Here is an 11871-nt window from a genome sequence, read left to right as displayed (position 1 = left end):
TAATGATTTATCATGACTGATGATAGAGGACTGCAGGATGCTCAGGTCAAGATCGGTACCAAACAAACCGTCAAGGCGGTAGAGTTGGGCCAAGCCGCAGAAGTCTATGTGGCAGAGGACGGAGATCAACGGCTTACTTCCAGAATTGTTATGCTTTGTAACAAACAAGGTGTGAAGGTCTCTTATGTGGACACGATGCTGAATTTGGGCAAAGCTTGCGGTATAGAAGTTGGTGCTGCTATGGCAGCCGTCTTAAAACAATAGCACGAGAAGCGTTTTTGTACCGGGGTACACTTCGGCAACAAAGACTTTTCATTTGTCTTTTTATGAACCGCCTGGGTCTGTGGACTTAATGTTCGTAAATAGATTACTATTTCAGGAAGGGGGTGGCACAACAATGCCAACTATTAATCAACTGGTTCGTAAAGGCCGTCAAGCCAAAATCGAAAAATCCAAATCTCCCGCTCTTCAAAAAGGGTTCAACGCCCTCAAGCGTGAGACTACAAATTTGAGCGCCCCGCAAAAACGCGGTGTGTGCACTCGTGTAGGCACAATGACTCCACGTAAACCAAACTCCGCGCTTCGTAAGTATGCCCGTGTTCGTTTGACGAACCGTCTTGAGGTGACTGCTTACATTCCGGGTATTGGACATAACCTTCAAGAGCACAGTGTTGTATTGCTGCGCGGAGGTAAAGTTAAGGACCTTGCAGGAGTTCGTTATCACATCGTTCGTGGCGCTTTGGATACAGCAGGCGTTGCTAACCGTATGCAAGCTCGTTCCAAGTATGGTGCAAAACGTCCTAAAGCAAAGAAATAAGTTAAGAATATCTGAATAATAAACATTGAGAAAGGGGGATATCCATGCCACGCAAAGGTCCAGTTACTAAGAGAGATGTATTGCCAGATCCATTGTATAATAGCAAGTTGGTTACTCGTTTGATCAACCGTATTATGCTGGGTGGTAAAAGAGGTGTCGCTCAAAGCATTCTGTACAATTCGTTCAAGTTGATTCAAGAACGCACAGGCAAAGATCCGATGGAAGTTTTCGAAGCTGCCATCAAGAATATTATGCCGGTATTGGAAGTTAAAGCTCGTCGTGTCGGCGGTGCTAACTACCAAGTGCCTATCGAGGTTAAACCTGAAAGACGTACTGCTTTGGGATTACGTTGGCTCGTGAACTACTCACGCAACCGCGGTGAGAAGACGATGGAAGAGCGTTTGGCGGCTGAGATCATCGACGCTTCCAACAACACAGGCGCTTCCGTTAAGAAACGTGAAGACACGCACAAAATGGCTGAAGCAAACAAAGCGTTTGCTCACTACCGCTGGTAGGATTTAAGGCCGTTCAAATAACTTATATTTTGAAGGGAGATCCAATTCATGGCAAGAGAGTTCTCCTTAAAAAATACACGTAACATCGGGATCATGGCGCATATTGATGCTGGTAAGACTACTACCACTGAGCGGATTCTATTCTATACAGGCCGTACGCACAAAATCGGTGAAGTTCACGAGGGTGCTGCTACAATGGACTGGATGGAGCAAGAACAAGAGCGCGGGATTACTATTACTTCCGCTGCTACAACTGCTGCATGGAAAGGTCACCGCATCAATATCATTGATACCCCTGGACACGTTGACTTCACAGTTGAAGTTGAACGTTCCCTTCGTGTATTGGATGGGGCAGTAGGCGTTTTCAGTGCGAAAGAGGGCGTTGAGCCTCAGTCTGAAACCGTATGGAGACAGGCTGACCGTTATGGCGTTCCCCGGATCGCATATGTAAATAAAATGGATATCATCGGTGCGGATTTCCTAAACGTTATCGACAGCATGCGTGATCGCTTGCAAGCCAATGCAGTTGCTATTCAACTGCCAATTGGTGCCGAAAACGACTTCATTGGTATTATTGACCTGGTTGAGCAAAAAGCTCATATGTTTAAAGACGATCTGGGCCAAAATATTGAAGTAACGGACATTCCGGCTGAATATCTGGAACAAGTTGAGGGGCTGCGTCTTGAGTTGATCGAGAAAGTAGCAGAACTTGACGAAGATCTGACTATGAAGTACCTGGAAGGCGAAGAAATTTCAGTTGATGAGATCAAAGCTGCTCTGCGCAAAGGCGTTGTAGAAGTTAAGATCTTCCCTGTAATTGTCGGATCCTCCTACCGTAACAAAGGTGTCCAACTGATGATGGACGCTGTCGTTGATTACCTGCCATCCCCACTGGATGTACCGGCTATTCAAGGTCATCTGGATGACGGAACTGAAGCGGTTCGCCACTCTTCGGACGAAGAACCATTCTCAGCACTGGCATTTAAAATCATGACAGACCCTTATGTAGGTAAACTCACGTTCTTCCGCGTGTATTCCGGTATTCTGGAATCCGGTTCTTATGTAGTTAACGCTACTAAGAACAAACGCGAGCGTATCGGCCGTATCCTGCAAATGCATGCGAACAGCCGCCAAGAAATCTCCATCGTTTACGCTGGTGATATCGCGGCAGCCGTTGGTCTGAAGGACACAAGTACTGGCGATACACTTTGTGATGAGAAACATCCGGTTATTCTGGAGTCCATGAACTTCCCTGATCCGGTTATCGAAATCGCAGTTGAACCAAAAACCAAAGCTGACCAAGATAAACTGGGTGTTGCTCTCGGTAAGTTGACTGAAGAGGATCCAACTCTTCGTGCTCACACTGATGAAGAAACAGGCCAAACGATCCTGGCAGGTATGGGTGAGCTTCACCTTGATATTATCATCGACCGTATGCGCCGCGAATTCAAAGTAGAAACCAATGTGGGTAAACCACAGGTTGCTTACCGCGAAACATTCAAAGCACCAGCTCGTGTCGAAGGTAAATTCGTTCGCCAATCCGGCGGTCGCGGTCAGTATGGTCACGTATGGGTTGAATTTGAACCTCTCGAGCCAGGTACTGGCAGCAAGTTCGAAAGTAAAGTAGTCGGTGGCTCTGTTCCTAGAGAGTATATCGCTCCTGCACTTGCCGGTATTGAAGAGCAAATGAAAAACGGCGTTATTGCAGGCTTCCCGCTTGTTGACGTTAAGGCTACCATCGTTGATGGTTCTTATCATGATGTTGACTCCAACGAAATGGCGTTCAAAATTGCCGGATCGATGGCACTCAAAGCAGCTAAAGACAAGTGTAAGCCTGTCCTGCTTGAGCCAATCATGAAAGTGGAAGTAACTGTTCCTGAGGAATATATGGGTGATGTAATGGGTATGCTGAACTCCCGTCGCGGTCGGATCGAAGGTATGGATTCCCGTGGTGGAGCGCAAATTATCCGTGCGAAGGTGCCTCTTTCCGAAATGTTCGGATACTCCACAACACTCCGTTCTGGTACTCAAGGACGCGGCGTATTCTCCATGGAGCTTTCTCACTATGAAGAAGTTCCTAAATCCATTGCGGAAGAGATCGTTGCTAAGAACAAAGGCGGAGAATAATTAACTGTTTTAACTTGCTGTCCGGGTACACGATCAGTCATCCTAGATAAGCAACTAGCCCGGCGGCTCAAATATAAGGAACCCCACAATAAGGAGGAACTGTTCAAATGGCAAAGGCAAAGTTTGAACGTAACAAACCACACGTTAACATCGGTACTATTGGTCACGTCGACCATGGTAAAACAACTCTGACTGCTGCAATCACTACTGTATTGTCCAAAAAATACGGTGGCGCTGCTGTAGCATTCGACCAAATCGATAAGGCTCCTGAAGAACGCGAACGTGGTATCACTATCTCCACAGCTCACGTTGAATATGAAACTCCTAACCGTCACTACGCACACGTAGACTGCCCTGGTCACGCCGACTATGTTAAAAACATGATCACTGGCGCAGCGCAAATGGACGGAGCTATCCTGGTTGTATCCGCAGCTGACGGCCCTATGCCACAAACTCGCGAACACATCCTGCTGTCCCGTCAAGTAGGCGTTCCTTACATCGTTGTATTCTTGAACAAATGCGACATGGTTGAAGACGAAGAGTTGCTTGAACTGGTTGAAATGGAAGTTCGCGACTTGCTGAGCGAATATGATTTCCCAGGCGATGATACTCCAATCATCCGTGGATCTGCTCGTGAAGCTCTTCAAAACCCTGATGGCGATTATGCACAAAAAATCGTTGAGATGTTCGAAACGATTGATACGTACATTCCGCTTCCAGAGCGTCAAACTGACAAGCCTTTCTTGATGCCTGTCGAAGATGTATTCTCCATTACTGGCCGCGGTACTGTGGCAACTGGTCGCGTAGAACGCGGAACAGTTAAAGTCGGAGAAGAAATCGAAATCGTTGGTATTCATGAAGAAACTAAGAAATCCGTAGTTACGGGCGTAGAAATGTTCCGTAAATTGCTGGATTCCGCTCAAGCAGGCGACAACATCGGCGCACTTCTGCGTGGTGTTGACCGTAACATGATCGAGCGCGGCCAAGTAATTGCTAAGCCGAACTCCGTTAAACCACACACTGAGTTCACTGCTCAGATCTACGTTCTGACTAAAGAAGAAGGCGGACGTCACAAACCATTCTTCACTGGTTACCGTCCACAGTTCTACTTCCGTACAACTGACGTAACTGGCATCATCAACCTGCCAGAAGGTACTGAAATGGTTATGCCTGGTGACAACATCACAGTAACTGTTTCCCTGATCTCCCCAATCGCTATTGAAGAAGGTACTAAATTCTCCATTCGCGAAGGCGGACGTACAGTTGGAGCAGGTAGCGTAGCTTCCATCCAAAAATAATTCGGTTCTATCCGTTAGGATAGTGCTGAATCATAAAGGCAGGGATTCTTCTCCGGAAGACTCCCTGTTTTTTTGCATAAAAAAAACTCTATTTCCTTATAAAGACCCGGAAATAGAGTTGAATTCAAAAGAAACGATTAGGATATTTCTTGGGTGTACGCTGGGCCTGGAACTTTGGATATTACCACATGCAAACTTGCAGGCTGATGACCATTGTTACAGTAGGAAAAGGATTCATCACCGGCGAGGTGGATAACATCACCTTCAGCTAGATCCTGCTCTACATCGTTAACATTAATGATGCCGTTTCCCTTCAGAGCAAGGATGAATACATCTGCTCCGGGATGCTTATGCGCTGGAAGCTGTTGGTCTGGCATGAAATTAAGCATAAACATTACACTATCGCCTTTTTGAAACAGGATTTTTTTTGTAAACCGTTCCTCCTGATATTGAATTGCCTCTACTAATGTCTTTTTCTCCATCATTAATCCCAACCTTCGTTTTTATTATTGTTTTAAAGTTTAACTTCATACTCACAATGCTCATGACCTGCAGCATTGCATTTTACTTCTCTGACGGATATCCGTCTTCCCATGATTTTGGATAAAGCCCCTTCCAGAATAGCTCCTTCCAAATCACAAATCAGCTTCTCTTCCTCCAGCGTCGGGAGACCTTTACAAAAGCAGTCCTCCACCGCGATGTTGATCTTGCGGTCATCCTCATGCAGGATGCGTGGAATCCCTATTTTCAAATCCTCGAATAGTTGTAGTAACTCCTCGAGTGTGTTCACTGGTAGACTCTCACCGATTTTTCGGCCAACAGTAAGTGTAGTTCCTTTACCGCCAAGGGGGAGACCCTGGTTCATTCCGATAAGGCGGATGGTGCGGAATAATTCAAGCGGAACCATGTTGCCAAGCACAGATCTGTCCATACTTTTCATATCTTCGAAGGTATATTGCAGCATAGATACTCCATCTCCTTTAGATCTCTCTATAGGACCTATTGTGACGGATATTGATAATATATTCCTTGATGCAGATCAAGTTTTTTAAAAAAAGTTGTGAGGGCAGTCACTGGGTAGCACTAGGATCCTTGTTATGGTGATAATAGCGGAAAGGATGGTGAGTGAATGGAATGCACAGTATGCAATTCTCATTCTTGTGTTTCTCAGGTGCCCGTATTCAAGAATCTATCAGATGAAGAATTGGTAATGGTAGAAGCGATAGTAGAATCGAGCCATTATGCTAAGGGAAGTCTTGTATTCCGAGAGGGAGAAGAATCAGATTCACTTTTTGTAGTGAAGAGTGGCCTCATTAAGCTCACGCAGAGCAATAAAGAAGGCAAGCAGCATATCTTCCGATTCCTGTTCCCCGGCGACTATTTCGGACAGTTTGCTTTGCTGCACCACAAACAAAATTATGTAACAGCCGAAGTTGTAGAGAGTGGAAGTGTATGCCGGATGCACCGCAAACAATTTGTTCCTTTATTGGAGAACAACGCGGCGCTTGCATTCAGCTTTTTAATGTCAATGAGCGAACAGTTGCATCAAGCCGAAGAGCTGGCTGGTGCAATGCATATATATGATGTAGAAAAACGCCTCGCCCGGTTGCTGCTTTATCTGCATAACAGAAATCAATCGGAGGATTCCTCCCGTGTACAAGGTAACAGCATTGATTTGCCGGCTGCCAAAAAAGAGTTCGCCGCTATGATTGGAGCCACTGCCGAAACACTTAGCCGCAAGCTGAATTATCTGGAAAGTATGGGGATTATCACGGTCCGTAAAAGAACGGTAGACATTTTAGATCTAAAAGCACTGAATCAAATGGCAGAAATGAACGAATAGAATCTAGAAACGACAATATACGACAAAATAACGGTCCGAATAACTTATTTTTCAACATTATTCAACAAAATATTACTTAAAATTCTTTACAATTATTCTATCCATAGAGTAAAATATTTCTATATCAGCGATGTTATTTTCAGGAAATTCAGGGAGAGTGGAAGTATGGGGAAATGTCCTTTTTCTTTTATGCATGGTTTAACATCACGTAACACAAGCGAGGAATCTCCCGAAGTGCACTCAATGGACAGCAAGAATCTTGTACCCACTGCCACACAGTTTTTTCATACCCTTGACGGGCATGAGGAACTCAATGAACAGATGCGAATGATTGACTTGACTGAGGAAGATCTTACGCTTCTGCGTCTATTGAAACCGGTTGTAGAAAGAGATATCGACATCATAACCGACCAGTTTTACAAGACGGTGCTTGGAGTCGGTAAACTGGAAGCGATTATTCTTGAACACAGCAGTATTGAACGGTTAAAAAAGACTTTAAAGCAGCATATTATTGAAATCTTCGATGGAAACGTTGATGAACACTACATTGCCAAACGTCTCAGCATTGCGAAGATTCATAAGAGAGTCGGACTGGAGCCGAAATGGTATTTGTCGGCTTTTCAAAACCTGCAGAATGTATTTATTACAGCTGTATATAATCAATCCCTGAAAGAAAACGAGACCTTAAAAGTGGTTCAGACCATAACCAAACTGCTGAATTTGGAACAACAGCTAGTACTGGAAGCGTATGAGAAGGAAAACACCAGAGAGAAGGAAGAGCAGTACTTAATTGTAAAAAATGAACTGAAGCAAAAAATCGTAGAATTCAGCGGTGAGCTAATAGATCTCAGTATGGATACTAACGCTGCTGTAGAGCAGCTGGTGGCAAGCAGTAACGAAGTGAGTAGTACGTTCCAACGAACTGCAAGTTCGGCTAAGGAGTCTCAGGGGATGGCTAGGGACGGGCATGAGCACTTGGACAGCCTTACCGGTCAAATTCATCTGATTTATGAAAGCACCAATGAAATGGAACGGTCGGTGGATGAACTAAGCAGCTCATCTCGGCAGATCCAGAAGATTGTTGCAGCTGTTCAGGAAATTGCTGATCAGACCAAAATCCTTTCACTCAATGCTACTATAGAAGCTGCGAGGGCTGGAGAGCATGGTAGAGGCTTCAGCGTAGTTGCGCAGGAGGTCAACCGGCTAGCCGAGGATACCAAGAATACAGTTGTACGCATCGGCGAGCTAACCGATCTATCAGGGAGGCTGACCTCTCAGGTTGTTGAAGAGATCCGCAAGGTACAGGAACTGACTAAGAGCGGTAAACATCAATCGCTTGAGACCAGCCGGCTGTTTAGTGAAATCGTGGATTCCATGCAGACCAGCACCCAGGAAATTGTGACCGTAGAACAAGAGATAAGAGTGTTGATTCAAACTATCGAAGGAATCGGCTCTACAACGGCACAATCTGCCGCCTCAGCGGAGTATTTCCGATCAGCTACAGAGGGTCTTTAATTAGGAACGACTACATATGTGCCATATATATAGAAAGAAAACAACTTGTGAAAAAAATCATGAGTTGTTTTGTATTTTCGCTTGCAAAGTGTCCGCCTATTATATATAATAATAAATGTTGTTCTGAGACGTTGCGATGATGTGAGAGGTTACTGACACACCCGGCCCCTTTGCCATGAGGTCGACGTCAGAAAATTTTCACGGAGTATGTCCGATAATAAATTGGGCGATAGAAGGAGGGACTAAAATGGCAAAGCAAAAAATTCGTATCCGCTTGAAAGCATACGACCACAGAATTCTTGATCAATCCGCAGAGAAAATCGTTGAAACAGCAAAACGTTCGGGTGCTGGTGTATCCGGGCCGATCCCGCTGCCAACTGAGAAGCAAATCATTACTATTCTCCGTGCGGTACACAAGTACAAGGATTCCCGTGAACAGTTTGAACAACGGACTCACAAACGTTTGATCGATATTGTGAACCCAACACCACAAACTGTGGATGCCTTGATGCGCTTGGATCTACCGTCCGGTGTAGATATCGAAATCAAATTGTAATACTATCTATTAAAGCAACTAGGAAAAGAAAAGAGGTGTCAACATTGAAAGGTATCTTAGGAAAAAAACTCGGTATGACTCAAGTGTTTACTCCAGAAGGTAACGTAATCGCGGTTACGGTTATCGAAGCTGGTCCTTGTGTGGTACTGCAAAAGAAAGACCTGAATATCGACGGATATGAAGCAGTGCAGTTGGGCTTTTCCGACAAGAAGGAAAGTCGCTCCAACAAGCCTGAACAGGGTCACGCCAAAAAGGCAAATGCAACACCTAAGCGCTACGTTCGCGAAATTCGCGGTGTTGACCTCGGGGCACTCGAGGTTGGACAAGAGCTGAAGGCTGATATCTTCGCTGAAGGCGAATTTGTTGACGTAACAGGTACATCTAAGGGTAAAGGTTTCCAAGGTGTTATCAAACGCTGGGGACAAAGCCGCGGACCAATGGCACACGGATCGCGTTACCACAGAAGACCAGGTTCCATGGGTTCCATCCAAGCTAACCGTGTTCCAAAGGGCAAACGCCTGCCAGGACATATGGGTCACACGACCGTAACGGTTCAAAAGCTTGAAATCATCAGAGTAGACGTTGAACGTAACGTATTGCTGGTTAAAGGCGCTATTCCAGGTCCTAAAAACAGCTTTGTGAAAGTTAAACAAACCGTTAAGAAATAATTACTGAAGAAAGGAGGAACATGAAATGCCAAAAGTAACACTTTTTAATATTAGTGGTAACGAAGTTGGCGAAGTTGAATTGAGCGATACAGTGTTCGGTATTGAACCGAATGTGCATGTTCTGCACGAAGCTGCGCTTATGCAAAGAGCTTCCCTTCGTCGTGGTACACATAAAGTAAAAGGACGTTCTGAAGTGCGTGGCGGCGGACGTAAGCCTTGGAAACAAAAAGGTACAGGTCGTGCTCGTCAAGGCTCCATTCGTTCTCCACAATGGAAAGGCGGCGGCGTAGTCTTCGGACCAACACCACGCAGCTATTCCTGGAAACTGCCTAAGAAAGTTCGCCGTTTGGCCATCAAATCCGCGTTGTCCTCGAAAGTACTCGGGAATGACATCATCGTATTGGATAGCTTGACAATGAATGCTCCGAAGACGAAGGAATTCGCGGCGATTCTGAACAATCTTAAAGTAGGCAGCAAAGCCCTGATCGTAGCTCCTAGCTATGATGACAATGTGGCACTTTCCGCTCGTAACATCCCTGGGGTGAAATTCGTAGCGGCTGACGGCATCAATGTTCTTGACGTACTGACGTACGACAAACTGATCATCACTAAAGAAGCAGTTCTGAAGGTAGAGGAGGTGTTCGCGTAATGAAAGATCCTCGTGATATTATCAAACGTCCGGTGATTACGGAACGCACATCCGAATACATGAGCGAATTGAAATACGCTTTTGAAGTGGATATCCGTGCTAACAAGACCGAAATCAAAAAAGCTGTCGAGGCTATTTTCAAAGTTAAAGTAGTTAGTGTGAACACAATGCGCGTACCTGGCAAATTGAAACGTTACGGCAAATACTCCGGATATACTCCAGAGTGGAAAAAAGCCATCGTGAAGCTCAGCCCGGACAGCAAACCGCTCGAATTCTTTGAAGCGGTAGAATAATACTCTGTAAAGTAAGGAGGGAATACAGTGCCAATCAAAAAGTACAAACCGACATCTCCGGCCAGACGTAACATGTCCGTGTCTACGTTTGAAGAAATTACAACAAATGAGCCAGAGAAATCTTTGCTTGCGCCGCTGTTCAAACATGCGGGCCGTAACAACCAAGGTAAAATTACAGTTCGTCACCATGGCGGCGGACACAAACGTAAATACCGTATCATCGACTTCAAACGTACAAAAGACGGCATACCAGGTAGCGTTGCTACGATCGAGTATGACCCGAACCGTACATCAAATATTGCTTTGATCCACTATGCCGATGGAGAGAAACGTTACATCCTCGCTCCTCAAGGCCTTAAAGTTGGGGATAAGATTGAGTCCGGCCCTGCGGCTGACATCAAAATTGGTAACAGCCTTCCGCTGGCGAACATTCCAGTCGGTACAGTTATCCACAACATTGAACTTAAACCAGGCAAAGGCGGCCAGTTGGTACGCGCTGCCGGTACAGAAGCTCAATTGCTGGGTAAAGAAGAAAAATACGTTTCTGTTCGTTTGACTTCCGGTGAAGTTCGCAGAATCCTCAGCGTATGCCGTGCAACGATCGGATCCGTAGGTAACGGTGATCATGAACTGATCAAGATTGGTAAAGCCGGACGCAGTCGCTGGCTGGGCAAACGTCCTGAAGTACGCGGTGTTGTAATGAACCCTAACGATCACCCACACGGTGGTGGTGAAGGCCGCGCTCCAATCGGACGGAAATCGCCTATGTCACCTTGGGGTAAACCAACCCTCGGCTACAAAACGCGTAAGAAAAACAAGGCATCTGATAAATATATCGTTCGCCGCCGCACGAAATAAGACGCTTCTGGCAAGTTAGCTTAACGCGAAGCGTCGATTCGCGGTTTGAAGAACCGGATGAAGGGAGGATTCACACATGGGTCGCAGTTTAAAGAAGGGGCCGTTCATCGATGGCTACCTGCTGAAAAAAGTTGAGGAATTGAACGAGGCAGATAAGAAGGTCGTTGTTAAAACCTGGTCCCGTCGCTCTACCATTTTCCCTCAGTTTATCGGACATACGTTTGGTGTATATGACGGCCGTAAACACGTGCCAGTATACGTAACGGAAGATATGGTAGGTCACAAGTTGGGCGAGTTCGCGCCAACACGTACTTACAAAGGCCACGCGGGTGACGATAAGAAAACAAGAAGATAATTAAGGTCTTCGTTTGAGAGGAGGGAAAACAATGGAAGCAAAAGCACATGCAAGATCGGTGCGGATTTCCGCTCGCAAAGCGAAACTGGTTGTTGACTTGATTCGCGGCAAGCAAGTGGGGGAAGCGATTGCAATTCTTCGCCACACTCCAAAATCCGCTTCTCCAGTAGTTGAAAAGTTGCTTAACTCGGCGATCGCCAATGCTGAGCATAACTACTCTATGGACGTGAACAGTTTGTTCGTTAGCGAAGTTTTCGTTAACCAGGGTCCTACGATGAAGCGTTTCCGTCCACGCGCCATGGGCCGTGCAAGTCGGATCAATAAACGTACCAGCCACATTACTTTGGTGGTATCTGAGAAATAAGGAGGGATAACAC

At 45.7% G+C, this 11871-nt stretch carries 16 protein-coding genes; 14 read left to right on the top strand and 2 right to left on the bottom strand.

Annotated elements, in window-relative coordinates:
- Positions 1 to 12: 12 nt before the first annotated feature.
- The 5 genes from MHI45_RS15205 to tuf all read left to right on the top strand — a co-directional run bounded on the left by MHI45_RS15205 (position 13) and on the right by tuf (position 4757).
- Positions 13 to 264 (top strand): ribosomal L7Ae/L30e/S12e/Gadd45 family protein, encoded by a 252-nt coding sequence (locus MHI45_RS15205; protein ID WP_038597095.1) that lies wholly within the window; start codon positions 13 to 15, stop codon positions 262 to 264.
- Between the two features lie 133 nt (positions 265 to 397).
- Positions 398 to 817, top strand: coding sequence for a 30S ribosomal protein S12 (rpsL, locus tag MHI45_RS15200; RefSeq protein ID WP_038597092.1), 420 nt, complete (start codon positions 398 to 400; stop codon positions 815 to 817).
- 44 nt (positions 818 to 861) lie between these two features.
- Positions 862 to 1332 (top strand): 30S ribosomal protein S7, encoded by a 471-nt coding sequence (gene rpsG, locus MHI45_RS15195; protein WP_036652908.1) that lies wholly within the window; start codon positions 862 to 864, stop codon positions 1330 to 1332.
- 48 nt (positions 1333 to 1380) lie between these two features.
- A complete protein-coding gene (gene fusA / locus MHI45_RS15190; RefSeq protein WP_038597089.1) occupies positions 1381 to 3459 on the top strand; it encodes an elongation factor G in 2079 nt (692 codons plus the stop codon).
- A gap of 107 nt (positions 3460 to 3566) precedes the next feature.
- Positions 3567 to 4757, top strand: a complete 1191-nt coding sequence (tuf, locus tag MHI45_RS15185; RefSeq protein ID WP_038597087.1) for an elongation factor Tu — start codon at positions 3567 to 3569, stop codon at positions 4755 to 4757.
- 137 nt (positions 4758 to 4894) lie between these two features.
- Here the strand turns inward: tuf and MHI45_RS15180 are convergent, their stop codons facing one another.
- The gene (locus MHI45_RS15180; RefSeq protein WP_256718213.1) at positions 4895 to 5242 is read right to left on the bottom strand and encodes a cupin domain-containing protein; all 348 of its coding nucleotides are present in this window, start codon (positions 5240 to 5242) and stop codon (positions 4895 to 4897) included.
- 29 nt (positions 5243 to 5271) lie between these two features.
- Positions 5272 to 5721 (bottom strand): V4R domain-containing protein, encoded by a 450-nt coding sequence (locus MHI45_RS15175; protein WP_038597084.1) that lies wholly within the window; start codon positions 5719 to 5721, stop codon positions 5272 to 5274.
- A gap of 246 nt (positions 5722 to 5967) precedes the next feature.
- Between MHI45_RS15175 and MHI45_RS15170 the strand changes: the two genes are divergently transcribed.
- The 9 genes from MHI45_RS15170 (at position 5968) to rplV (ending at position 11858) form a co-directional block, all read left to right on the top strand.
- Positions 5968 to 6600, top strand: coding sequence for a Crp/Fnr family transcriptional regulator (locus tag MHI45_RS15170; RefSeq protein WP_179091820.1), 633 nt, complete (start codon positions 5968 to 5970; stop codon positions 6598 to 6600).
- A gap of 243 nt (positions 6601 to 6843) precedes the next feature.
- Positions 6844 to 8115, top strand: coding sequence for a globin-coupled sensor protein (locus tag MHI45_RS15165; RefSeq protein ID WP_179091819.1), 1272 nt, complete (start codon positions 6844 to 6846; stop codon positions 8113 to 8115).
- A gap of 247 nt (positions 8116 to 8362) precedes the next feature.
- Complete coding sequence (rpsJ, locus tag MHI45_RS15160; RefSeq protein WP_017692074.1) at positions 8363 to 8671, top strand: 30S ribosomal protein S10; 309 nt, start codon at positions 8363 to 8365, stop codon at positions 8669 to 8671.
- Positions 8672 to 8715: 44 nt separating this feature from the next.
- Positions 8716 to 9339, top strand: a complete 624-nt coding sequence (rplC, locus tag MHI45_RS15155) for a 50S ribosomal protein L3 (protein ID WP_076112955.1) — start codon at positions 8716 to 8718, stop codon at positions 9337 to 9339.
- Between the two features lie 25 nt (positions 9340 to 9364).
- Positions 9365 to 9988, top strand: a complete 624-nt coding sequence (gene rplD / locus MHI45_RS15150; RefSeq protein WP_038597074.1) for a 50S ribosomal protein L4 — start codon at positions 9365 to 9367, stop codon at positions 9986 to 9988.
- Positions 9988 to 10281, top strand: a complete 294-nt coding sequence (rplW, locus tag MHI45_RS15145; protein ID WP_019908225.1) for a 50S ribosomal protein L23 — start codon at positions 9988 to 9990, stop codon at positions 10279 to 10281. Before rplD ends, rplW begins: the two co-directional genes overlap by 1 nt.
- A 27-nt stretch (positions 10282 to 10308) precedes the next feature.
- The gene (gene rplB / locus MHI45_RS15140; protein WP_038597071.1) at positions 10309 to 11139 is read left to right on the top strand and encodes a 50S ribosomal protein L2; all 831 of its coding nucleotides are present in this window, start codon (positions 10309 to 10311) and stop codon (positions 11137 to 11139) included.
- Between the two features lie 76 nt (positions 11140 to 11215).
- Positions 11216 to 11494: a 30S ribosomal protein S19 gene (gene rpsS, locus MHI45_RS15135; RefSeq protein ID WP_038597069.1), complete on the top strand. Its 279-nt coding sequence runs from the start codon at positions 11216 to 11218 to the stop codon at positions 11492 to 11494.
- Between the two features lie 31 nt (positions 11495 to 11525).
- Entirely contained in the window at positions 11526 to 11858 is a 333-nt protein-coding gene (rplV, locus tag MHI45_RS15130) for a 50S ribosomal protein L22 (protein WP_019908228.1), read from the top strand.
- Positions 11859 to 11871: the final 13 nt, after the last annotated feature.

Source organism: Paenibacillus sp. FSL H3-0321 (assembly GCF_038002865.1).
Classification (GTDB): Bacteria; Bacillota; Bacilli; order Paenibacillales; family Paenibacillaceae; genus Paenibacillus_AQ.
Note: the sequence above shows the minus strand (reverse complement) of the source record. Positions and strands in the feature narration are given on the sequence as shown.